The sequence below is a fragment of the Parabacteroides sp. CT06 genome, assembly GCF_002257605.1.
GTDB lineage: Bacteria > Bacteroidota > Bacteroidia > Bacteroidales > Tannerellaceae > Parabacteroides > Parabacteroides distasonis.
Map to the genome: position 1 here is coordinate 807891 of NZ_CP022754.1, position 24882 is coordinate 832772.

The 24882-nt window shown below is 48.5% G+C and carries 20 protein-coding genes; 11 read left to right on the forward strand and 9 right to left on the reverse strand.

The annotated features are described in order from the left end of the window. Positions 1–4: 4 nt before the first annotated feature. From argC to CI960_RS03465, 4 genes are read right to left on the reverse strand one after another with little or no spacing between them, the layout of a single operon-like run. A complete protein-coding gene (gene argC / locus CI960_RS03450) occupies positions 5–973 on the reverse strand; it encodes an N-acetyl-gamma-glutamyl-phosphate reductase (protein WP_005855221.1) in 969 nt (322 codons plus the stop codon). Continuing rightward, on the reverse strand, positions 970–2169 hold the full coding sequence (locus tag CI960_RS03455; RefSeq protein ID WP_005855223.1) for an argininosuccinate synthase: 1200 nt from the start codon (positions 2167–2169) through the stop codon (positions 970–972). Before CI960_RS03455 ends, argC begins: the two co-directional genes overlap by 4 nt. Before the next feature lie 38 nt (positions 2170–2207). Then, a complete protein-coding gene (locus CI960_RS03460) occupies positions 2208–2801 on the reverse strand; it encodes a GNAT family N-acetyltransferase (protein WP_005855225.1) in 594 nt (197 codons plus the stop codon). Between the two features lie 28 nt (positions 2802–2829). Then, the gene (locus tag CI960_RS03465; protein ID WP_005855227.1) at positions 2830–3270 is read right to left on the reverse strand and encodes an arginine repressor; all 441 of its coding nucleotides are present in this window, start codon (positions 3268–3270) and stop codon (positions 2830–2832) included. Between the two features lie 381 nt (positions 3271–3651). Here CI960_RS03465 and CI960_RS03470 point away from each other — a divergent pair, with 381 nt between their 5' ends. Next, positions 3652–4443 carry a M48 family metallopeptidase gene (locus tag CI960_RS03470; protein ID WP_005855229.1) on the forward strand — a complete coding sequence of 264 codons (792 nt, stop codon included), beginning with the start codon at positions 3652–3654 and terminating at the stop codon, positions 4441–4443. A gap of 45 nt (positions 4444–4488) precedes the next feature. Here the strand turns inward: CI960_RS03470 and CI960_RS03475 are convergent, their stop codons facing one another. Next, positions 4489–6297 carry a MutS family DNA mismatch repair protein gene (locus tag CI960_RS03475; protein WP_005855231.1) on the reverse strand — a complete coding sequence of 603 codons (1809 nt, stop codon included), beginning with the start codon at positions 6295–6297 and terminating at the stop codon, positions 4489–4491. 154 nt (positions 6298–6451) lie between these two features. Between CI960_RS03475 and CI960_RS03480 the strand changes: the two genes are divergently transcribed. From CI960_RS03480 to CI960_RS03525, 10 genes are all read left to right on the forward strand, one after another. Beyond that, positions 6452–7285: a phospholipase A gene (locus CI960_RS03480; RefSeq protein WP_005855233.1), complete on the forward strand. Its 834-nt coding sequence runs from the start codon at positions 6452–6454 to the stop codon at positions 7283–7285. A gap of 141 nt (positions 7286–7426) precedes the next feature. Next, positions 7427–8971 (forward strand): acyl-CoA carboxylase subunit beta, encoded by a 1545-nt coding sequence (locus CI960_RS03485; RefSeq protein WP_005855235.1) that lies wholly within the window; start codon positions 7427–7429, stop codon positions 8969–8971. A 12-nt stretch (positions 8972–8983) separates the two neighbouring features. Further along, positions 8984–10495, forward strand: a complete 1512-nt coding sequence (accC, locus tag CI960_RS03490; protein ID WP_005855237.1) for an acetyl-CoA carboxylase biotin carboxylase subunit — start codon at positions 8984–8986, stop codon at positions 10493–10495. Between the two features lie 17 nt (positions 10496–10512). Then, on the forward strand, positions 10513–11037 hold the full coding sequence (locus CI960_RS03495) for a biotin/lipoyl-containing protein (RefSeq protein ID WP_029257277.1): 525 nt from the start codon (positions 10513–10515) through the stop codon (positions 11035–11037). Positions 11038–11205: 168 nt separating this feature from the next. After that, entirely contained in the window at positions 11206–12633 is a 1428-nt protein-coding gene (nhaD, locus tag CI960_RS03500) for a sodium:proton antiporter NhaD (protein WP_005855241.1), read from the forward strand. A 7-nt stretch (positions 12634–12640) separates the two neighbouring features. Then, on the forward strand, positions 12641–13495 hold the full coding sequence (locus tag CI960_RS03505; protein ID WP_005855243.1) for an ATPase: 855 nt from the start codon (positions 12641–12643) through the stop codon (positions 13493–13495). A gap of 3 nt (positions 13496–13498) precedes the next feature. Further along, complete coding sequence (gene murQ, locus CI960_RS03510) at positions 13499–14329, forward strand: N-acetylmuramic acid 6-phosphate etherase (RefSeq protein ID WP_005855245.1); 831 nt, start codon at positions 13499–13501, stop codon at positions 14327–14329. A gap of 43 nt (positions 14330–14372) precedes the next feature. Then, positions 14373–15035 (forward strand): MgtC/SapB family protein, encoded by a 663-nt coding sequence (locus CI960_RS03515; protein WP_005855247.1) that lies wholly within the window; start codon positions 14373–14375, stop codon positions 15033–15035. Between the two features lie 63 nt (positions 15036–15098). Then, complete coding sequence (locus CI960_RS03520) at positions 15099–15740, forward strand: hypothetical protein (RefSeq protein ID WP_005855249.1); 642 nt, start codon at positions 15099–15101, stop codon at positions 15738–15740. Beyond that, positions 15737–16312, forward strand: coding sequence for a uracil-DNA glycosylase family protein (locus CI960_RS03525; protein ID WP_005855251.1), 576 nt, complete (start codon positions 15737–15739; stop codon positions 16310–16312). The genes CI960_RS03520 and CI960_RS03525 overlap by 4 nt, the downstream gene beginning before the upstream one ends. A 1425-nt stretch (positions 16313–17737) precedes the next feature. Here CI960_RS03525 and CI960_RS03535 read toward each other — a convergent pair. The 4 genes from CI960_RS03535 to CI960_RS03550 all read right to left on the reverse strand — a co-directional run bounded on the left by CI960_RS03535 (position 17738) and on the right by CI960_RS03550 (position 24881). Further along, a complete protein-coding gene (locus CI960_RS03535) occupies positions 17738–18586 on the reverse strand; it encodes a hypothetical protein (protein ID WP_005855255.1) in 849 nt (282 codons plus the stop codon). A 27-nt stretch (positions 18587–18613) separates the two neighbouring features. Continuing rightward, complete coding sequence (locus tag CI960_RS03540) at positions 18614–20392, reverse strand: RagB/SusD family nutrient uptake outer membrane protein (protein ID WP_005855257.1); 1779 nt, start codon at positions 20390–20392, stop codon at positions 18614–18616. A gap of 12 nt (positions 20393–20404) precedes the next feature. Beyond that, positions 20405–23638, reverse strand: a complete 3234-nt coding sequence (locus CI960_RS03545; protein WP_005855258.1) for a TonB-dependent receptor — start codon at positions 23636–23638, stop codon at positions 20405–20407. A 364-nt stretch (positions 23639–24002) separates the two neighbouring features. Further along, a complete protein-coding gene (locus CI960_RS03550; RefSeq protein WP_005855260.1) occupies positions 24003–24881 on the reverse strand; it encodes an AraC family transcriptional regulator in 879 nt (292 codons plus the stop codon). Position 24882 lies beyond the last annotated feature (1 nt).

The window sequence follows — 24882 nt, forward strand, 5'->3', positions numbered from 1 at the left end:
TTTTTTAAAACGCGGAGGGTTTTAAGTGTAAGCCAACCGTCTCCTCCAACCCGAACAATAAGTTCATGTTGTGGACCGCTTGGCCGCTAGCACCCTTCAATAAGTTATCGATCATAGAGATAATAAGAAGCTTATCATCTATTTTCTGTAAGTGGATCAAGCATTTATTCGTATTTACCACTTGTTTCAAATCCGGGTTCTTATCAGTGATAAACGTGAAGCTGTGATCATCATAATATTCCTCATAAATACGTCGGATCTCCACCAAGTCAATCTTGCAATCGATGTATGTCGTGGCGAATATACCACGGGAGAAATTACCGCGTACGGGGATGAAGTTGATCCGGCTTGAATAACTCTTCTGCAACTGGCTCAAGCTCTGGTTGATCTCGGCCAAGTGCTGATGCGTAAAAGGCTTATAGATTGATATGTTGTCGTTGCGCCAGCTAAAGTGAGAGGTGGAAGAAGGCTTCACGCCCGCTCCCGTAGAACCCGTGATGGCATTGACATGCAAGTCGGAATTCAGCATCAAGTGCTTCGCCAACGGCAATACGCCCAATTGGATGCAAGTAGCGAAACAACCGGGGTTCGCTATATGCCGGGCGTTGCAAATCCGGCGGCGGTTCAATTCCGGCAGGCCGTACACGAAATCGTGCTCCGGGCCTTCGATCCGGTAGTCCATGCTCAGGTCGATAATCTTCACGTTCTCGGGGACCGTGTGGCTCTCCATGAACTTTTTCGTATCGCCATGAGCGGTACAGAAGAACAGAAGGTCGATGCTATCTAACGGCAACTCGCTGGTGAACACCAAATCCGTCTCGCCATAAAGACCGCCATGCACGTCCGTGATCTTGTTACCGGCGTTACTGCTACTGTTTATAAATGTAAGCTCGGCATCAGGGTGGTTTAGGAGCAGGCGGATCAATTCACCCGCCGTGTAACCCGCTCCGCCTATAATTCCGCATTTAATCATATCTCTTCGTCTTTATGGTTCGTATAATAAACACGCAACGGAGTGGAAAGAACCTTGATGAAGCCTTTAGCGTCCTCGGCGGTCCAGCCTTTCTGCATCTCTCCGTACTCACCGAATTTCGTCTTTACCAAGTCGTCCTCAGATTCTACGCCAACGGTAGAGAAGGACAACGGACGAAGCTCCAGAATAGCCGTACCGTTCACGTTACGCTGAGACTCTTGCAACATCGCCTCGATATCGCGCATCACCGGTTCCAGATATTGGCTCTCGTGCAAGAACATGCCGTACCAGTTCGCTACCTGATCCTTCCAGTATTGTTGCCATTTGCTCAACGTATATTTCTCTAAGAAGCGGTGCGCCCCGATAATCAACATAGGAGCGGCAGCCTCGAAACCGACCCGTCCCTTGATGCCGATGATCGTATCGCCCACGTGCATATCACGGCCGATACCGTAAGCCGCCCCGATCTCCTCGATCTTCTGGATAGCGGCGATCTTATCCTCGAACACCTCACCATTCACGGCATGAACCTCACCGTTCTTGAACTCGATGCGCAATTGCTCGCTGCCGGTTTTCTCCACTTGTTTCAGATAAGCGCTCTCGGGTAATCCTTGCGCGGAATCAAGAATCTCGCCGCCGCAGATAGAGGTTCCCCAAAGACCTACGTTATAGGAATATTTCAACTTCGTGAAATCGGCCTCGAAACCGTGCTCCTTCAAGTAGTTGATCTCTTCCTCGCGGCTCAAGGCCATATCGCGGGTCAACGTGATAATCTCCACGTTCGGAGCCAATACCAAGAAAGTCATATCGAAACGGATCTGGTCGTTACCGGCTCCGGTAGAACCATGGGCGATAGCGTCGGCGCCAATCTCGTTTGCGTAGCGGGCGATCGCCAAGGCTTGGAAGATACGCTCGGAGCTTACGGAGATCGGATACGTACCATTACGCAGCACGTTTCCGAAAATCATGTACTTCAAGCTCTTCTCGTAATACTCTTTCGTAACGTCGATCGTCACGTATTTCGTGGCGCCTAGCTTATAGGCGTTCTCCTCGTTTTGTTTCAATTGTTCCTCGCTGAAACCACCTGTGTTAGCGCAAGCGGCGTATACCTCGTATCCTTTTTCTTTAGCCAGATACATGACCGTGAATGAGGTATCCAAACCTCCGCTGAACGCTACTACTACTTTCTTCTTCATCGTTTCTTTATTTTATGTTGTTTTTCTATCGTATTAATTTAGTCCTTTTTAGTCTGATTACGGGCCTCCCGCTCTCGTTGCGCACGATGCGGATCGGCCGGGTCGAACAGCATGGCCGTGCAGATGCAATACTTACGTTCGGTGCGTTCCAAGATATCGTGGTTCACGCAACCGTTGCAACCCCGCCAGAAAGCCTCATCGTCCGTCAAGTCGGAGAACGTAACCGGTACATATCCCAGCTCGGTATTCATCTTCATCACGGCAGCGCCGGAGGTAAGGCTGAATACCTTTGCTTTCGGCCAGCGCATGCGGGCAAGCTGGAAGGTCATGTCTTTGATGCGTTTCGCTATACCCAAGCCCCGGAAATCCGGATGCACGATCAAGCCGGAGGTAGTCACGTACTGCTTGTTTCCCCATGACTCGATATAACTAAACCCGGCGAACTCGTTTCCCGCCAAGGCGATCACCGCTTTGCCCTCTTTCATCTTCTGGGCCACATACTCGTGCGTACGTTTGGCGATACCCGTGCCCCGGACTTTAGCGGCAGACTCGATCGTATCTAGGATCGTATCCACATATACCTCGTGAGAGGCATCAGCGATCATAACATCAATTTCTATTTCTTGTTCCATTTTATTGTTTGTTCTTAGTTTTTTCCTTTTATATAAAATGTGATAAAGCGGCAATCACCTTCTCTTGGCTCACACCGTTGCGGGGGATTACCAAGATCGTATCGTCTCCGGCTATGGTGGCCAGTATCTCGCTGGGGGCATGGGAGTCTATGTCCGAGGCGATTCCCATGGCGTAACCCGGTCGTGTTTTCACCACCGCTAAGTTTCCGGAAAACTCGATATTCGGCTTTTTCTTGCCTTCAGGCTGTGCTTGTTTGCTTATACTCTCTTCGGGAAGGCGATATACATAATCTCCGTTTCCGTCGTGTACCTTGGCTACTTTCAGTTGCTTGATGTCGCGGGAAAGCGTAGCTTGCGTAACCGAGAATCCGCTATCTTCCAACTCTTTAAGCAGTTCTTCTTGATTACTTATCACCTTCGTTTGTATAATACCGCAAATGGCATCCAATCGTTCCTTCTTTGTACTCATGTTGTATATTTATGCAAAACAGGCTGCAAATATAAAGAGTATTATTGAATAAATATACAATCAAGGGCTTTTTTTTCTGATATAAGTAGGGGGTAAGGGATTTTCCTGCTTAGCTTAGGTTTAATCACTGTAAGTGTTAGGCATTTCATCTATTTATATTCGTCTTCTATCAGCCATTGGATGATCATGCAACAGCTGTTAGAAGATCATCTACCAATTGGTGGATGATCATGCAACAGATGGTAGATGATGGATGTTGTTGAAAGAAAAGGCTAATACTTCCTATAGAAAGAACGAAAGGGGGTGGTTGTTTTGAACAAAATGGTAGTATCTTTGCGTTATTAAAAAGAGAGTATCAGGTTTAATTTCAAGTAAAAGGATATGAGAAAAATAGCAAGTTTATTCGTGGCCTTGCTTTTATTGGCAGGCTGTTCCAGCGTACCGTTGACAGGACGTAAGCAAGTGCTGTTGGTTTCGGACCAAGAGGTGTTATCGTCCAGCCTTACCCAGTATAACGATTATATAAAGACGGCGAAAAAATCGACGAATGCGAACAAAAGCGCTATGGTAACCCGGGTCGGAAAGAAGATAGCCGCCGCTACGGAGGACTATTTGCGGGCAAACGGGATGGCGGATGAGGTAAAAAACTTCTCTTGGGAGTTTAATTTGGTGAATGATCCGCAGGTGAACGCCTTCTGTATGCCAGGCGGCAAGATCGTGGTGTACGAGGGATTGCTGCCTTTGGTTTCCTCGGACGATGAATTGGCGGTAGTCATCGGGCATGAGGTCGCCCATGCCGTAGCTAAACACAGCAATGAGCGTATGAGCCAGCAACTAATGGCCCAATACGGGGCGGCTATTTTAGGTGCGGCCGTAAGCAATAAGAGTGCGGCGGTACAGCAAGCGGCCAATACGGTATATGGTGTGGGAGCGCAGTATGGCGTAATGCTTCCTTTCTCCCGTAAGCACGAGTCGGAAGCGGATTATATGGGATTGGTGTTCATGACTATGGCGGGATACAATCCGGACGTGGCAGTCAACTTCTGGCAAAAGATGTCCGCCGGAAAGAGTGGCTCTACGCCGGAATTTATGAGTACGCACCCCAGTGATGCCACTCGTATAGCGGAAATCCAAAAAGTCCTACCCGCAATCAAAACCAAATACAAAAAGTAGTTGGCAGTTGACAAGTGACAGTTATTTTATCACTTGTCTCAATTTTCAATTAAACAAGATTCCCATCTTGTTCATTAAGAAACAAGCATTCATATTCTGGGCTATTCCTTCTCTTAGTTGATAAGAGAAGGATAGCTCCTCGTCTTTTATATCCGCTTCGAAGCGGTAATTCTTTATTTGTTCCGGGAACTCTTCCTCCAAAGTACCCAACACTAAATCGTGGGTGGCGATGATGCCGCAAGCCTTATAAGCGACCAGCTGTTTCATAAGGGCAAGAGAGCCTTTCTGCTTGTCGATAGAATTTGTTCCCTTCAAGATCTCGTCCAAGATGATAAATAGCTTCTCCCCGTTTTGCAGCCTGTCGATAATCATTTTCAGCCGTTTCAACTCCGCGAAGAAATAAGACTCGTTGCTAGCCAAGGAATCCGAGGTACGTAAGCTGGTAACCATGTGGGCGGGATAAACCGTCAAGGAGGCGGCGCAGACCGGAGCGCCTACGCAAGCCAATAAGTAATTGACACCGATCGTCCGGAGGTATGTACTTTTTCCGGCCATATTCGCTCCGGTGATAATCAGGAACCAAGGACTTTTGCGGATATCGATATCGTTCTTTACGCAGACTTCCCGGTTCAAAAGAGGATGTCCCAAAGCCTTGCCTTCCATCTGGAAATAAGTGTCGGCAATCTCCGGATAGATGTATTCCGGATGGTTGAAAGCGAAACTACCCAACGAGTTCAGCGCGTCGAAACGAGCCAGCGCGTCGAACCAAAGCGGAAGTTTATCGGAGTAAGTCTGAATCCAGCGTTCCAAAAGGATGGCATGGCGTGTATCCCGCAAGTAGAAGAGATTGAAAATGATACCCGCCAAACTGAATCGTTGGTCTAATCCTCCGATATACGACGACAAGCGTTTGATAGCATGCGAGGCCAATTCCTTCTCATTCGCTAATTGTCCGCTGATCTCTTTCAGCTCTTCCGACTGGAAATTATCTTCTTCCACACATTGCATCAGCTTTGAGTACCGATTGAAAATAGACTCCATCTTATTGACGGTCGCGTAAAGCGCATTGATTTCCTTGGCTCGTCCGTAAGCGATCACTAACGTGATTAAGAAATAAATATTCAATAAACTCCCGCTGATCCAATCCAGTGAGTAAGCGATACCCAATACGATCCACAACACTGGGACCGCCCAGATCAATAGTTTCCACGGTAGGCTATCAACGAATTTATGCTTACGCTGAGTGAGTCGGTCCATAAAGTTGATATCGTTGTCTCTCGTATCTTGCGTGTCCTGCCGGATGATTCCCGTCACATAGAAATGCTGCCGTAAGGCGGATAAAGTCGCTAATTCCTTGACAGCCTCTTGCCGTTTGACGATCTCCTTCTTATCCGTCAAGGGATTCGAGAGCCAACCGGCCAGTCGTTCCCGCCCGAACCCGGTTACGGTACGATTGAGCGATTGAAACAAGGAGCGGTCTCCAAACACATCCAGATCCAAGCAGAAAGAGTGCTCGCCCGAGATCTTATCGGCTGCCCCGTCGAACGCGCTGAAATCATAGTCCAGTCCTTTTAGCTCATCCTCGTTCAGTTTGATCAAGGTCTCGGCGTATACTTTTCGTGCGTACATTTTATTATGGTACCACATCAGGAGCGCGAACGGGATGATATAAGCGAAGGTGATCCCCGTCAGGCATTGCCAACTCTCATCCCTGAATATCCATAAGGAGAGGATCGCTCCTGCCACTAAAGCCAACCGGATACTCCCCATCAAATGGATCTTCTTTTTCAAATTACCCAAGCGCCGTGTATAAGCGTCGATATTTTCTTTATAATAACTATAGATTTCTTCCATAGCCGCGAATATAGGAAAAATGAACTAACCTCTTGAATTTTGGTTTATATATTATATTCATAGGTGAAATGACCATTATTCATGTAATTTGGGCGATAAAGCCAACTGCCGTTTCCCCTATATTCGCGGACACATTTATAATTTAAGATCATTTATGAAAAAAACGATTATATCCTTTCTCTTCCTTCTTGTTTGCGGTATGGCACATTCGCAAGTTTTAGCGAAAGGGCCGGAAGAGAGTTATAATGCGGATAGTATTCGTGCGATTTTGGATAAGTCACCTTATTTTACCTTATTCAAGGACAATTATTTTATTGGCGGTATCCCTATCGGCAACAAGCCTACGGCGAGAAACTCCGACGTTAAATTCCAGTTGAGCATCGCCCAACGTCTTACGAAAAGTAAACTCCCTTTCGATACCTATCTTTTCTTGCAATACACGCAAAAGGCTTTTTGGAATGTCTTTCAAGAGTCTTTGCCGATGCGCGACTTGAATTTTAATCCGGGTATCGGTTTGGGGCACCTTATCGTACATAAGAATAAATATATCGGGAAAGGCTATTTGATGGTCGAGCACGAGTCGAACGGTAAAGATAGCATCTTCTCCCGAAGCTGGAACAAGATCACCCTAGCTGCGGCTGTCCTGTTGAATAAGAACTGGGAAGTTCAATTCAAGGGCTGGATACCGATCGTGGATGGCAAGGAAAATAAAGACATCCTTAAATATAATGGTATATTCCAAGTAGCCGCCAATTACCGGACAGACAACAGGCGCTTTAACTGCGGGGTTATCTTGACCAAACGAAAGACTTGGTTCAGCTTTAACACTCAGATCGAGTTGAGCTATAAGTTTAATAATAACGAGAACCAATATTTCTTCCTGCAATATTATAATGGTTACGGTGAGAACCTTTTGGAATATAATCAATACAAAAGCATGCTGCGGATCGGTTTCGTGATCAAGCCACAAGATTTCAGTATTTACTAAAAAATATCCTTCTTGATAGATCTCATTGATCGGGCGATAGATGTAATATATGATACATTTCGTTTCTTTAGGAAACAATACATTTACAGACTTTGTTTTCTAATATATTGAACGTTTCCCGGATAATTAAAGAGATACGCCATGAAGGAAAAAATTGAACAATTAAAAGCTCTCAACCACAAAGCTGAGTTAGGGGGCGGAGAAGACCGCATTGCGAAGCAACATGCGGCAGGTAAACTAACCGCTAGAGAAAGAATCGAACTACTATTGGAAAAAGGTAGTTTCGTGGAAATCGACAAGTTCGTGACACATACGTGCCATGAGTTCGGTTTAGAAAAACAGCGTCCATTGGGAGATGGCGTGGTCACCGGTTACGGAATGATCGGGCAACGCACGGTATTTGTTTTCGCTCAGGACTTCACGGTATTCGGTGGGGCCTTGTCTGAGACGTATGCCCGTAAGATCTGTAAGATCATGGACATGGCAACGGAACTAGGCGCTCCGGTGATCGGGTTGAACGATTCGGGAGGCGCACGTATTCAAGAAGGGGTTCGTTCCTTGGCGGGATACGCCGAGATATTCCTCCGGAACTCGTTGGCTTCGGGCGTGATCCCGCAGATTAGCGCTATTATGGGCCCGTGTGCGGGTGGAGCGGTTTACTCGCCGGCGTTGACGGACTTTATCTTTATGGTAAAACAAACGAGCTATATGTTTATCACCGGCCCGGAGGTCGTGAAAAGCGTGACGCAAGAAGAGGTTACGATGGAGAATCTGGGAGGCTCGGAAGTGCATAGCACCCGTTCCGGAGTGGCTCATTGCACGGCGGATAACGATATGGATTGTATCTTGAAGATACGTGAGTTGATGTCGTTCTTGCCGAATAATAATATGGAAGAGCCGCCATTCGTCCCTACCACCGATAGCCCGAACCGCATCGATCCGCAATTGGATCTGCTGGTTCCTACCAATCCCAACCAGCCGTACGACATGAAAGAGTTGATCCTTTCCGTGGCTGATGATCAAAACTTCTTCGAGATACAAGAGGAATATGCCAAGAATATCATTATCGGTTATATCCGTTTGAATGGAAAGACGATCGGTGTCGTGGCGAATCAACCTGCTGCGTTGGCCGGTACGCTGGATATCAACGCGTCCGTAAAGGCCGCCCGTTTCGTCCGTTTCTGCGATGCGTTTAATATACCGTTGTTGACGCTGGTGGATGTACCGGGTTTCTTGCCGGGCGTGAACCAAGAGTACGAGGGAATTATCCGTCATGGCGCTAAGTTATTGTATGCGTATTGCGAGGCTACCGTGCCGAAAGTGACCGTCATTACCCGAAAGGCTTACGGTGGCGCTTACGACGTGATGAGCTCCAAGCATATCCGGGGCGATATCAACTTCGCTTATCCAACCGCCGAGATCGCTGTCATGGGACCGGATGGTGCCGTGAATATCTTGTTCCGTAAGGATTTGAAGACCGCGGAAGATCCCGAAGGCAAACGGAAGGAATTGCAAGCCGATTACCGGGAGAAGTTCGCTAACCCGTACCGGGCCGCTGAGTTAGGCTATGTAGACGAGATCATCGAGCCGTCTATCACACGCAGCCGCTTGATCCGTAGTTTTGAGTTGCTGGCCAACAAACGGCAATCCAATCCTCCGAAGAAGCATTCCAATATTCCTCTTTAAAAACGAATCCTTATGATAAAGAAAGTATTAGTTGCCAATCGTGGCGAGATAGCGATGCGGATATTCCGCACCTGCCGGGTGATGAACATCCCGACCGTAGCGATCTATACGCATGTGGATCGCGGAGCATTACATGTACGTTATGCGGAGGAAGCTTACTGCATCTCGGAAGATGAAGCGGATACCTCTTACTTGAAGCCGGACTTGATCCTTGAGATCGCCAAGAAGACAGGAGCCGCTATTCATCCGGGTTACGGCTTTTTGTCGGAGAACGCCGACTTCGCCCGCCGTTGCGAGGAGGAGGGCGTGATCTTTATCGGCCCGAGCGCCGACGTGATCGCGAAGATGGGTATAAAGACCGAGGCCCGTAAGATCATGAAAGAAGCCGGTGTGCCGGTTGTTCCCGGAACGGAAAAGCCGGTGACGGACATAGAGGATGCCAAGAAGGTAGCCGCCGAGGTGGGTTATCCGATTATGCTAAAGGCGCTTGCCGGAGGCGGTGGAAAGGGTATGCGTTTGGTACATAGCGAGGATGAGATGGAAGCGGCTTTCCGTATGTCTCGTTCCGAGGCGGCCAACTCGTTCGGAAACGATGCCATCTATATCGAGAAGTATATCGAGAACCCCCATCATATCGAGGTGCAGGTACTCGGGGATAAATATGGGAACGTGATCCATCTGTATGAGCGTGAGTGCTCTATCCAGCGCCGTAACCAGAAGGTGATCGAGGAAGCGCCCTCTCCATTCGTGAAGGAGGCCGCTCGCCAGAAGATGTTGGCCGTAGCGGTGGAGGCTTGCAAGAAAATCGGTTACTACAGTGCCGGGACGTTGGAGTTCATGATGGATAAGGACCAGAACTTCTATTTCCTCGAGATGAATACCCGCCTTCAAGTGGAGCATCTGGTGACGGAGGAGACAACGGGCGTGGACTTGGTTCGCGATATGATCTTGGTGGCCGCAGGAAATCGTCTGCCTTATAAGCAGGAAGATGTGGCTTGCCGGGGGCATGCCTTGGAATGTCGTATCTACGCGGAGGACCCGGAAAATAACTTTATGCCCTCTCCGGGTGTGATCAAGGTGCGTGAGGCTCCCGAGGGACGTAACGTACGTCTGGATAGCGCCGCTTACGCCGGTTTCGAGGTCTCCTTGCATTACGACCCGATGATCGCCAAGCTTTGCACGTGGGGCCGGACTCGTGAGTCCGCCATCTCGAACATGATACGTGCCTTGCGGGAATACAAGATCTTGGGAATCAAGACAACGATTCCATTCCACCTGCGTGTGTTGCATAACGAGACCTTCTTGAAGGGGAATTACGATACAACCTTCATTGACACCAAGTTCGATAAGGAAGACTTGAAACGTCGCCAGAACAGCGACCCGACCGTAGCCGTGATCGCCGCCGCCTTGAAGCATTACGAGGAGGAGAAAGAGGCGGCCGCCCGTGCGACGACCGTTCCGCTGGTAGGGGAGTCCCTGTGGAAACACTACGGGAAGTTACAAATGTTGGCCAATAACTTTTAATGAGAGGAGGAATGATTATGTCAAAGGCTTTAGCGACTTATTTTGCCACGGTTAACGATATTCCCGACACAGAGTTCAAGGTAGAGATTCTGGAAGACGGGCCTATCAAGAAAGTATCCGTAAACGGTACCGTTTATGATGTAGATTACAATCTGGGCGGAGATACGATCCACTCGATCATCATGAACCATAAATCTCATGGCGTACAAATATCCAGTGTTGGAGATTCCACCTATGAGGTAAAGAATAAAGGTGATTATTTCCAAGTACAGGTGATTGACGAGTTGAAGAAATTACGCCTGTCGAGAACCAGTTCCAAGACGGTCGGCCGTCAGGTCATACAGGCCCAGATGCCGGGCGTGATCCAGAAGGTATATGTCAAGGTAGGCGATGAGGTCAAGGCGGGAGACCCGCTTTGCGTATTGGTTGCCATGAAGATGGAGAACGAGATTCGTACGCCGATCGATGGGGTGGTGAAAGAGGTGTATGTCAATGAGACGGACAAGGTCTCCGTGGGTGATAAGATGTTGGTTGTAGAGTGAGTTGTCTCGGGGTTATAGTTTTCCCTCGAGAGAATAGGAAAGGAATCGGAGCAGTCCGGTTCCTTTCGCATGTTTGGTAAAATTATCTTAAAAAACATTCCGTCTTTCTATCGTGTTACAGAGTTATTATTTCTACATTTGTAGCGTTTAAACCTAAATCATGAAGTTATGTTGACAGCAATGGTCATTGTGTTCCTTGTCGGTTATTTGATGATCGCATTGGAACATCCTCTAAAGATAAACAAGGCGGGAACGGCTTTGCTTATCGGTACGGTCTTATGGGTTATGTACACGTACGCGGCCCCGTTTTTCATCCCGAGGGCCTCGGCAGAGGAATTCAGCTTGTTCTTGGAATCGTTCCCCTCTTTGGGTTCTTTAACGTTTAAGGAACAATGTACCCGGTTCGTCGTGGAGCATCAGGTTCTGGATAGTATCGGAGAGATCGCCGAGACACTTATATTCCTGATCGGGGCGATGATAACCGTGGAGCTGATCGATGCCCATGGCGGTTTCATGTTTATCACGAATCATATTACCACGAAGAAAAAGAAGAAACTGCTGGCGTTGATCGCCGTGATCACGTTCTTTATGTCGGCCGTGTTGGACAACCTTACCACCTCGATCGTCATGATCATGTTGATCCGTAAGTTGCTCGGGAATTATAAAGAGCGGTGGGTGTTCGGCAGTATCATTATTATAGCGGCGAATAGCGGTGGCGCTTGGTCACCGATCGGCGACGTGACTACGATCATGCTTTGGGTAAGGGGAAATATCTCCACCTCATCCACGATCCCCCATTTGATCCTGCCGAGTATCGTATCGGCGTTGATCCCGGTCTTGATCGCCATGCGTTTCTTGCATGGCAACGTGACGCCCCCTAACGCATTCTCGCAAATGGAGGCGGACAATGAGTTGCTGAAGAAATTGAAGGATAAGGAGAAGTTATCGATCTTGATCATCGGTGTGTTGTGTTTATTGTTCGTGCCTGTATTCAAGACGGTTACTCATCTTCCCCCGTTTATGGGTATCTTGATGGGAGTGGGTATTCTTTGGTTCTATACGGAGATGCTATACGCCCGTAAACCGATCGACGAGGACTTGAAATTGCGCTTGTCCAAGGTGGTTCACCGTATAGACGGGGCGACCTTGTTATTCTTCCTCGGAATCCTTTTGGCGGTGGATGCCTTGCGTTGCAGCGGCGTATTGTCGGATTTCGCTTTCTGGCTGGACGATACGGTAGGCAATGTGTATGCGGTGAACCTGATTATCGGCGCCTTATCGTCTATCGTGGATAATGTTCCGTTGGTAGCGGGTGCTATCGGTATGTACCCGGTGGCTACGGACGCTATGGTGGCTGCGGCGACTGATCCGGCTTATCTGGCGAACTTCATGCAAGACGGCGTGTTCTGGCAGTTCTTGGCTTATTGCGCAGGAGTAGGTGGAAGTATGTTGATCATCGGTTCCGCCGCCGGAGTCGTCGTGATGGGCCTGGAGCGGATCAATTTCATTTGGTACTTGAAGAATATCTCGCTGCTGGCCTTGGCGGGATATTTGTCTGGTGCGGTGGTATATATTCTCCAGAATTTGATATTATAATAAGTGTATGATATTAATTGCGGATAGCGGATCTACAAAGACGGAGTGGTGCCTGGCGGATCAAGGCAGACCGGTGCGTACGGTCGTGACGGCGGGTATCAATCCCTTCTTCCAGACACGGGAGGAGATCGCCGGAGAAATCCGGGATGCCTTATTGCCCGCCTTGAAGGGTGAGCGGATCGATGCCATTTACTTCTATGGCGCCGGTTGCGCCTTCCCGGAGAAGAACCGGATCGTGGAAGAGGCGATTACGCCTTATATCCCGGCTCCCATAGAGGTGTATAGTGACTTGATGGCGGCTGCTCGTGCCTTATGCGGGAGCCGTCCGGGAATCGCCTGTATATTGGGGACGGGATCGAATTCTTGTCTGTATGACGGGACGGAGATAACGGAGCATATCTCTCCCTTGGGATTCATTCTGGGGGATGAGGGTAGTGGCGCCGTGCTCGGGAAGTTATTGGTAGGGGATTGCTTGAAGCGTCAGTTGCCGGCGCCTTTGGTTCGGAAGTTTATGGATCAATATGAGTTGACGCCCGCCTTATTGTTGGAGCGGGTATATAAACAACCTTTCCCGAATCGTTTCTTGGCTACCTTGTCCCGTTTCTTGTTGGAGAATATCACCGAGCAACCGATTTATAATTTGGTCTATACGAGTTTCCGTAGCTTTTTCCTCCGTAACGTGGCGTTATATCCGGGAGCTGATACGTACCCGATTCATTTCGTAGGCTCTATCGCCTATTATTATCAGGAGGTATTGAGAGCGGCGGCCTTATCCTTAGGCTTGAAGGTCGGTACGGTCGTACAGGCTCCCATGAACGGATTGATCCGGTATCATTTTACGAACGAAGAAAAAAATGAATGAGTTATGGCATTTCAAAAGATAACCGAGTCGGAATCGTTGTACGATAATCTGGATCAGATGTCTGTCCGGGAGTTGCTGGAAGGCATCAATAACGAGGACCGGAAAGTGGCGATCGCCGTTGGCCGGGAGATCCCGAAGATCGAGAAGCTGGTAACCCGTATCGTAGAGCGAATGCGGAGAGGCGGTAGGCTCTTCTATATCGGGGCGGGTACGAGTGGTCGCTTGGGCGTCTTGGACGCCTCCGAGATCCCTCCCACGTATGGTATGCCGAATACCTTGGTGATCGGTTTGATCGCCGGCGGCGACCGGGCGCTCCGGAATCCAGTGGAGTCGGCGGAAGACGATCTGGATAAGGCTTGGGAGGAACTTCAACAATATCATATCAATACGAACGATACTTTGGTGGGGATAGCCGCCTCGGGTACGACTCCCTACGTGATCGGCGCCCTGCGTAAGGCACGCTCCGAGGGAATCCTGACGGCCTCTATCTCCTGCAACCCGGACTCTCCGATGGCGGCGGAGGCGGAGATCGCCATCGAGCCGGTAGTAGGTCCGGAGTTCGTCACCGGAAGTACGCGGATGAAGAGCGGTACGGCCCAGAAGATGGTGCTGAATATGATCACGACCTCCACGATGATCAAGCTTGGCCGGGTGAAGGGGAACCGGATGGTGAACATGCAACTGACCAACCAAAAATTGGTGGACCGTGGCACCCGTATGATCATGGAAGAGCTTCGTCTGGATTACGAGCAGAGCAAGAACCTCCTGCTCCTACATGGCTCCGTCCGGGAGGCGATCGATTCTTATCACCGTGAATGGCGGCTGAATCAATAAATAATTCCTATCTTTCGGGGTAAAACCTAAAAGATCGTTGATTATGATGTGGGATTTCATACTAAGACTTTTCGTGGCAGGTATTCTGGGCGCCGTTGTCGGACTAGACCGTGAGTACCGTGCGAAGGAGGCGGGTTACCGGACTCACTTCCTTGTTTCGTTGGGTAGCGCGTTGATCATGGTTGTCTCCCAATATGGCTTCCAAGATGTCATCCTAGAGAATAGCGTAAGTCTCGATCCGAGCCGTGTGGCCGCCCAAGTGGTGAGTGGCATCGGTTTCATCGGGGCGGGTACGATCATCATCCAGAAACAATTCGTGCGGGGATTGACTACCGCCGCCGGTATCTGGGCGACCGCCGGTATCGGTCTGGCCGTCGGCTCAGGCATGTACGGGCTCGGTATCGCCGCCACTTTGTTGACGCTCGCCGGGCTGGAGCTGTTGAGCGTTATTTTTAAAAGCATCGGGATGCGAAGTTCCTTGGTGGTATTCTCTACCTCCGACAAGGAGGCGATCAACCGGATCGCCCGTGTTATCTACGAGAAAGGTTTCCTGTTGGTAAGCTATGACATGAAAAGACTGGGGCATCAGGAGAAGGACGAGTACGTCGTCAGCATCGTGTTGAAAGCCCGTAAAAACACGGAGGAAAGTCCACTGTTGCTATTGATGGAGCAATTTCCGGAGGTTACGGTGGAGAGAATTGAATAGTTATTCTGTATTGGCGGTAAGTTTTCGTATATTCGCGGCTCGAAACTATTTAATAATCGTACGATGAATTTTATTTCTAAGCTATTCAAGAAGAACGTATCTGAGGCGGAAGAGGCCGGCAAAGGTTCCGTGGAGGAGTTCGTATCTTTAATCCGTGTATATTATCAAGCCGTTATGGCCGTGAACTTAGGTATCACCAACTTGAACATGCTCGCCGATATGGCTTTGTTCAAACGCATGTTGAAGATACCGACCCAGAATAACAAATTGGGTGTCGCCGAGAAATCCCGTGTGCGCAAGGTGTTGATGGAGGATTACGGCCTAAGCGAGGCTTTCTTCAAGGAGATCGATAGCTCGGTGAAGAAGAACTGCAAGAACCAGAACGATATCAAGACGTATTTCTTCATGTTCCAAGGTTTCTGCAATGACTTGTTCAACTTGCTTGGTAATCTGATGCAGTGGAAGTTCCGCTTCTCCATGCTGGTGAAGAAGTTGCTGTATAATATGACGACGAAGACGGTTCACGATATCTTGACCAAGTCCGAGTGGAAGGATATCAGCGTGCAGAAGGCCGCGTGGAGCGTGCGTAAGTATGCCGAGAAACTAGGCTACTCCGAGCAATGGATCACGGACTTCGTGTATAACGTCGTGCTTCTGGCGAAAGAGGACCAGAAGAAGGAACTCAAAAAGAACAAGGAAGCATGACCACCGAGCTGCATCCGCTAGGTTTCTTCCTCCCGGAGAATACGAGATTGCTGATGCTGGGAAGTTTCCCGCCTCCAAAAGCTCGTTGGAGCATGGATTTTTATTACCCGAATATCCAGAATGATATGTGGCGCATCCTTGGCTTGATTTTCTATGGGAACAAGGATGCGTTCCTGCGAGACAAGAAGGCGTTCAGCGAGGAGAAGGCGAAGGCTTTCTGCCGGGAAAAGGGGATCGGGATCGGTGATACCGCCATGGAGGTGATCCGCTTGAAAGCGAACGCCTCCGATAAGTTCCTTGAGGTGGTACGGCCGATCGATCCGGAGAAGGTCTTGTCCCAGATACCGGAATGCGTGGCGATCGTGGTAACCGGACAGAAAGCGATGGATACCCTCCTCTCCGTATTGCCCGGCACGGAGGAGCCGAAAGTGGGCTTCTCGTCGGAATTTTCTTGTATGGGAAGGACGATGAGGCTGTTCCGCATGCCCTCATCCTCTAGAGCTTATCCGAGGCCGTTGGAGGAGAAGGCCGCCGTTTACCGGGGGATGTTTGAGACGTTGGGGATGGTGTGAGGCAAGTCTGCCATACAGCATTCCTCGTTTACGCCCCACCTCTTCAAGGAGTGCGGTAAGCTCGGAAACGTCCTATCTGAATGATGTCCAATTATCTCTTTCGCGTATATACATATTTTAAGTACTTGATGCGACATTAGAACAGGAGAAACGCTGCGATATTTGCGACGTTATTCAGTTTAAAACGTCCGATTATGGAGTTTAATGCACGAACTTATTTTCAGTAAGGTACAGTTGTAGCATCTTATCGCCGTAAGATGTATGATCTTACTGTTGTAGGATGTATGATATTACCGTTGTAAGATGTATCATCTTTCACGGATACTTGACATCTCCTTGTCTTGCGTCTTTTAGCAAAGTGACAGTTTGTAAATTTAAGTCATGGAGAATCGATTCTTTCGGGTAAAGGTAAGGTATGCTCCCGAAAACGAAAGAAAAAAACGACAATCGATTGGTTGATAGGCTAATGTTGAATAACGGCCTTTTATTCTAGCGGAATTTATTCATCGTATTTCATGTTTTGGGGGCAGGAAGGGAAGAAAAACGGTGCTACAATAGGGTTATAACAGGGTAAGAATGCCCATTCGCGACTACTCATAACCCTATTCTTGACTACTTACGATGCCCAACGGCAGTATCGGCGTTGCCTAATACGACTAGTTACGCAGGCTTCCGGCACCTATTGTGTGTGGAAAACGCTGTATTTTAACAAAAAGGGGTGCTTATTGCTACTGCTTTCTCGCTATTTCGCTAGGTTTGGAAAATAGGTGTGTCAAGGTAAATGCTCTATGGAAATCAAAAAGATGGCCGGAGAGCGGTTTGGTTGACGGAAGGATATTTGCAGGGCGAGTACCGTGTAAGATAAAAAGAGAGGAGACGGAACGATAAACGCTCCGCCCCTCTTATATAACAAGAATGAATGAATTATTGGGATAATCTCATCATAAAATATTGCTAGTGAGATACATCTTCTTCATTTATCCGATCAGAGATACTCAATGTCACGGAGAACATTGAGTATCGTGATATTCATTTTTAGATCAATTATTTACGTAAAATCCAATATGCCCAGTTGCGCCGCTAAAAGTTATGACAGATCCTACTTGAACTGTAGATCCATTACAAGAGACTCTATATCCCTTATCTATGGAAACAACTTTATACTTTCCATGTTCAACAAAGTAAACCCATGGACCTCCACTATAAAAACCACTGGTGATAGTATATTCCATGAAATTTTGATCTTCAATAACCATTGATATATGGGCGTCCTGATTTTGAGCTGTAACGTACATTTTTGAATACCCTTCTCTTTCTGCGGCATAGGAAGGTGATGGACCATTTACGTCAGCATTGATATTAATAACAGTTGTTGTTAATAGTGCAATATAGAATGAATAATACTTTCTTCATGATATATTTTCTTTATTTTCTTGTTTTAAAATTCCAGAACCAAGCCTCTCCCCAATCACCTGCGCCGGGTTTCGGAGCCGCTAGTTTAAGATGCTCACCATCCGCTTCCAAGATGTGATATTCATATTGAGGAGCGAAGGTATCATCAGTGTCTCCCATTTTCACCAGTCCTAATAAAGGAATGGTTCCGGTGAACGTTAATGTACCTTGATCCCAACCTTCTTTGGCTACAGCGGATAAGTCCCATGCGATTGTTCCGGATTGACCGCGGCTGGTTTCTACTTTCTTGCCAGCCAAGGTAAAAGTCATCCAACCTTCTAACCCATCTTTGGCATATCCTTTCTCAGTACATTGTTGGTCGATGTCTGTGGCTTGAACTTGCCACCATTCCGGACCTGTGCTTTCCATATAAGCACCATTTCCCCAAAGGCCGTTGCTGGCATCTGTATCCCAAACCCAAGTTACAGAATTATACTCCGGTCCGAATAATCCTTCATAAATAGAAGGCACATCCACATACTCGGAGATCGTCACATCGTTAGAGAAAGAGGTGATGGAGCCGTCTTGGTTCATAGCCCGGACGGTCAAGCTCGTGAGGGGAGGAGTGCCAATGATGGAACCCTCGGTTCCGGTGGCTAGGATGGCCCCGTCTTGATCCAATACCTGTACCGTCAGTGTGGGATTGGTGGAGAAGGTGAACTTGTTTTGTCCGGCCGTCGTTTGCGTAAGCGCTACACGGGCTTGCAGATCCGCCTCGGTTAAGTTGGCGGATATGCCCGGATCACTTTCTGTGATTGGGTCGCAGGAAACCATCATTCCTGCGATCAATGCCATTACTATATAATATATATTCTTTATCATGATTGTATATTCTGAATTAAAAAGTTATTAATTAGCCCAGCCATTGTACTCGGCGTCCGCTCCCCAACCTTCGTTCTGCTGGAGTTCACTGGAGAGTGAGATCTGGCTCTCAGGTATCTTCATGAAACCGGCGGAGGTGTTGTAGCGGGAGGCGTAACCACCATTTTGCGCCTTGTTCGTGGCAGGATTACCAGCGATGTAGATAGGCGTACCTATCTGTTTCTGCAAGGCAGCGGCGGCAATGTGCCAGCGGCGGATGTCGTTCCAACGGGTACCCTCCAAAGCTAATTCCCAACGGCGCTCGTTTTGCAGAGCTTGGAGCGAGTAGCCGATAGCCGGAAGGCCGGCACGCTCCCGCACCTTATTCATACCGGTGGCATCTCCCTTGAGCTCGGATTGCATCAAGAGAACGTCAGCGAAGCGGATCAATACCAAGTCGTGGATGTTGTCCAAGGCTTGGTTATTCGCGCCTTGCGTCCAGCCATCGATTCCGTACATCTCGTTCTCGAAGGTCTTGAAGTAGCCACTCTCGTCATTGGATGTCTTGCATGCGACAGGAGACCATTTCATGGCATAGTAGTCCGTTTCCTGTACGAAGTCCGCCCAACCGCCTTTGTTATAAGCGGGTAATTTGTCCGTACGATATACGGAAGCGTCGCGACGCATGTCATTTGGTTCTGCGCTTGCCCAATCGTTCACGAAATTCGGTGCTACAGGCCCGGCTCCCCAACCTTGTCCGAAGGGGAAGGTATTTGCTACGTCTTGATCTCCGCGAAGACCGAAATGAAGCGCGTAACCATTGGCGAAAGCGATGGTAGTATTCCAACTGGCCAGCTTATTGAACTTGATGGCGAACATAGATTCCGGGTTGACGGCGTTATCATCCTCTACCCATTTCAATCCTTTTCCGGCGGTGTATTCGAAATCGTTCACCGTGCAACGGTTCGTGTAAGCCCAAAGGCTACGGAAGTCGGATGCTAAGGAATATCCGGAATTGTTCACGCAATCATCGATATAAGAGATCACTTGATCCTTCGTTAGGGTAGAGCCGTCGGCCAAGGTGACGGAGGTCAGCGGGTTGTAAGTGGCGCTGGTCAAGGCGGCTATATCTTCGCCATTCCCGTACATGCCGGTGTAGAACAACCAAGCACGGCCTAACATGGCCTCGGCGGTGTACTTGTCGACGTGTCCTGCCTCAAGGGATGACGTACCTCCACGCCATGCGGGCATGATGTCGGCGGCTGTCTTAAGGTCTAGCAAGATCTGTCCCCAGATCTCGGCGGGGCTTGCCTGTGGCACATCGCTTGTCTGGGATGTAGTGATTAGGGGTACACGATTGTACATCGAGGCTAGCTCGTAGTAGAAATAGGCACGCATGAAGAGAGCCTCGCCCATCAATTGGTTACGTGCTTCCGTGGAAGGAAAGTCCGGACAGTTATCCAAGGTCTCTATGGCGCTGTTGGCACGGAATACGCCGGCATAACGGTCTTTCCAGAACTGGCGGGTCATGTCGGACTGATAGTTGCAGAGCAGGTCCATGGCCTGCATCAGCTTGTCGTTCGAGCCGCCCCCGCCTAGCGCGTCATCGCTGGCTAGTTGGGCGTAATAAAGGAACGATCTCTCGGGGTTGGCGCAAACGGATGCCATGCTGGCGTAAACGCCTGCTATCATTTGCTGGGCATCGTCGTACGACTCCGGGAATGTAGCGGTTGTCTTCTCTGTGTAATTGGTCGTGTCGAGCATGTCCTCACAACTGGAGAAGGCTACGGCAGCGCCCATACATATTGCATATATTAACTTTTTCATGTTGCTTTTCTCTTAAAATTTAATGTTAACACCTACCATATAAGTTCTGGGTGAAGGATAAGAACCTAAGTCGATACCTCTTGCCCAAGGATTGTCCTCGCGATAACTATCGTTCGTACCGATTTCGGGGTCCATACCCTTGTATCCCGTGAAGGTGAAGAGGTTCTGGGCGCTTACGTACAGACGTAATTGCGGCAGTGGGCAGTTCTTCCATAGGTTCTTGAAGTCGTAGCCCAAAGTAACGTTCTGGATGCGGAAATAGCTGGCGTCTTCCACGAAGATATCGGATATCTGTTGGAAGTTGACACCTGTGTTACCCGGAACCAGACGAGGATAACGATTGGAGGTTCCCTCACCGTGCCAGTACTCAAATACCTCGGAGGTGTAATTCTCCACGTTGCCGTCGGTAAACTTACGATAAGAGCGCATATTTTGTTGTCCGAAGGCCCCATAGGTGGTTACCGCTAAATCGAATCCTTTGTAACCAACGTTGAAGCTTAGACCCATCGTGATATCCGGGTGCGGGTTGCCGACTTCGGTCTTGTCGTCCTCGTTGATCACGCCGTCGCCATTCACGTCTACGAATTTCAAGTCGCCCGGTTGGATGGAGCTACCTTGCAGGGAGTTGGCTGCGTTGCCTTTACAGTTCTTATCCAGATAAGCCTGCACGTCGGCGGCGTTTTGCATGACACCTTCCGTTTTATAGGCCCAGAAATAACCGATCGGGTGTCCTACTTCCATACGGGATACAGGACGTGTGTTCTCGGCCAGTACCTTGTCCGGACCTAGGATGTAACCGTCTTTGTTGTTGATCTGCGTAACCTCGTTCTTGTTATGGGCAAGGTTTAGGTTCACGCCATACGTCCAGTCGCCCTTCTGGTCGTTCCAGCCTAAGCCGATCTCGACACCTTTATTTTCCACGGTACCGCCGTTGATATAGGGAGCGTTCGTTCCGTAAGAGTCTAGGATCGGGGCAACGATCAACAGGTCCTTGGTTTTCTTGTTGTACCAATCGAAGTTCAAACTCAATCGGCCGCTTAGGAAACGGGCATCTAGACCAAGATCTAGCTGCTCGGAAGTCTCCCATGTCACGTCCTCGTTCGGCATGATGCTGGCATAACCGCCTTGCGTGGCCGTACCCTTGTTGTTGCCGAAGGAATATTGTCCGAGGTGGTCGAACGCTACGGTCGAGAAATATTGGAAGTTATCGATATTACAGTTACCGTTCTGACCCCAGCTGGCACGGATCTTCAAGAAGTCCATCCAGTCGTGCGTGTTTTCCATGAAATCTTCATTGCTCACGACCCAACCAGCCGATACGGAAGGGAACGTACCCCAGCGTTTACCACGGGCGAAGTTCGAGGAACCATCCGTACGTAAGATCACGCTAGCCATGTATTTCTCGTTGAAGTTATAGTTGATACGTCCGAAGAATGACGCTAAGGCGTTATCCCCTGTCGGATATCCTTTGGCTGAGGTCGGTTGCGAAGCCATGCTATTGCTGATATAAGCCCGGTCCCAGTCGGAGAACAGAAGGTCGTTCGCCGTTGCCTCCAGATACTCGCCCATACCGAAACCGCTCTTCTTGAAGGATTGACCGACTAATACATCGAAGTTGTGTTTCTCGATGTTGAAGGTGTAGCTAAGCGTATTCTCGATCTGCCAGTCCCAACCAGTCGTCATGTTCTGGGTAACCTCATTGGTTAGTTTTTGATCGGTAGAGGTTAGTTTATAAGCCGGACTGTAGCCACGGTAAGAACTGGAGTTCTGTTTGTAGCTGACCTGTCCTTTATAGACGAGTCCCTTGATTGGTTGTACCTTCAAGTAGCCAACCATAGTTAATCCGTAGTTTTTGCTCTTGTTGTTTCCACGGGAGGAGTTGACCATTGCGGCGATCGGGTTACTCGTATAAGAGTTGTAGTTGAACCAACCGGCCTTGTTCAAGTCGTCATACATATAGTAATCCCCGTTCTCGTTATAGATAGGAACCAGCGGGTTGGCACGTAACATCCAAGAGATGTCGTTACCGTATTGATTACCCTCGGAGATACCGGAAGATTCATTATGATTATAGTACAGGTTCTCGCCGAATGTGATGATATCCAAGTCACCCTCTTTCCACAAAATATGTTCAGAGTTCATGCGAACCGTGAAACGTTGGTAGTCGGAAGCGACCGGCTTGCCTAGCGTACCTTCCTGTTTCGTGTAGGATACACCCGTGGAGAATTTGGAGCGTTCCGTACCACCGGCCAAGTTCAGGGAGTGGCTGGTAGTGATGGCGTTCTTGTTGCGGATTGCGTCAAGCCAGTTGGTACCCTCATCCTCGCCGCTCATGTAACGGTTGTACTGTTCTTGTGACATGTAATTCGTCCACGTGTAAGGTTGGTTACCCGTGTTGAAGTTCAGTTGGTCCATGACTGCCATGTATTCCTTTGCATTCAGCAAGTCCGGCATCTTATATACGTTCTGGAAACCTACATAGCCGTCGTAACTAACCTGTAATTTACCCTGTTTGCCCTGCTTTGTCGTGATCAATACAACACCGTTGGCCGCACGTGAACCGTAGATCGCGGCGGAAGCGGCATCTTTCAATACGTCCAAGCTCTCGATATCGGCGGGACTTAAGGAATTGATGTCGCCTTCGACGCCATCAATAATGTATAGCGGAGTCGTGCTGCCGTTTGTTCCGGCACCACGAATGTTGATATCGAAACTCTTACCCGGCTGGCCGGAGTTCGCTACGATATTGACGCCCGGGCTTTGGCTCTGCAAGGCACCTAGCGGGTTTGTCGTGTTTAATTTTTGGATATTCTCTCCCTTTACTTGAAGGGTAGCACCTGTCACCAACTTTTTCTTTTGTACACCATAACCTACTACCACTACCTCGTCCAAGCTCTGTGAGTCCTCTTTCAAGGTGATCTGTAAGTCGGATGTTTGGGCGGTTACGGGAATCTCTTGGGTCATATAACCGATGTAGGAGATCTCTATGATAGAGCCGGGGGCGGCCTCTAAGCTGAACTTACCATCCAAATCGGTTATCACTCCGTTTGTCGTTCCCTTTACGATAACATTGGCACCGATGACTTCCATTCCTGTTGCGTCTTTCACGGTACCAGTGATTCTTTTTGTTTGTTGCATGACTTCCATCGAAGTACTAGGGGCGGCTAACATTTGTGGTATGCCACCTAGCTGGAAGGCCATACATGCGCCTAAAAACAGCGTCGTTTTCTTAATTGTTGAATTCATTATTTTTTACATTAAATCATATAAGGCTAAACTAAAATTCATTTACTCAATAGGGTCATTAGCGGTTAACTGCTAAAAACATTAGATTTTCGGTCCTTCCTCATAGGCAATTGTTTTTTGTTGTTAATATGTATTGTTAATTTCTGTCGCAAAATTACGTCGGATCCCAAGTGCGTTCAAATACTATTTTATCCAAGAATAATACTTTTTTGCCGGAGTGTATTTTTAACACATCGATGGGGTAGCCGTAGGCATGAAAGCCTTTGTGACTGGTCGCAAAGATAGATGTGTGAAGGAAAAGAGAAGGGGGGATTTTGTATAGAAATAGGGGGGGATATGTATTTATCCCTGTTAAAAAGGTCTCTTATACAATGATTTTTGTCTTTTTGTAGTTATCCCGGAACTCTTTGGGAGAGCAGTTTTTCTTTTTCTTAAAGATACGGTTGAAGTTCGAGAGGTTATTGAAGCCGCAGTCATAACAAATCTCCGCGATGGATCGTTGCGTGTCCACCAGCATGCGGGCGGCGTAACCGATACGGATATCGGTGATATAGTCGGAGAGGGTCTTCCCGGTCCTCAACTTGAAGAAACGGCTGAAAGCGGAAGGGGCCATACCTACGAGTTCCGCCAGTTGGTTTAGGCGGATATCCTGTTGGTATCGTTCGTTAATGTAATTTTGTACTTTCTGGATACGACGGCTCTCGGAATGGATATCTGTTATTTTAGCGAATGAGGAGCTGGCCAATACTTTGTAGTTCTCCTCGACAGAAAGCTCATATAAGATGGTTAAGAAGTTGATGACCGCATAAAAGCTTTGCTCCTCGGAAACCAGCTTTTCCAGTAAATGGTAAACCTTCAGGATGGAAGACATCGGGAAACTGATGCCGCATTGGGCTTTCTCCAACATTTTCCGGATACTGTTGAATTGGTTTTTCTCCAATAGATTCTTCCCGAAGAGATTGGGAGAGAACTGGATCGTGATCTCATGGATCAGAGGCGATTTACATGCGTTCTGCTCCCAGACATGCTCCAGTTCTTTCCCGGTTATCAATACTAACTCGTATTCTCCGATCACTTCCGCAGAGTCACCGACCACACGCCTTACCCCCGGAGCGTGCTCAATGAAATTGAGCTCGTACTCCGAGTGGCAATGGATCGGATAGGTAAATTCTGTCTTACGCCGGTCTACGATGTAAAAGCAGTCCTTTTCCGATAGTGGGGTTATCTCGCGGATAATGTCCATT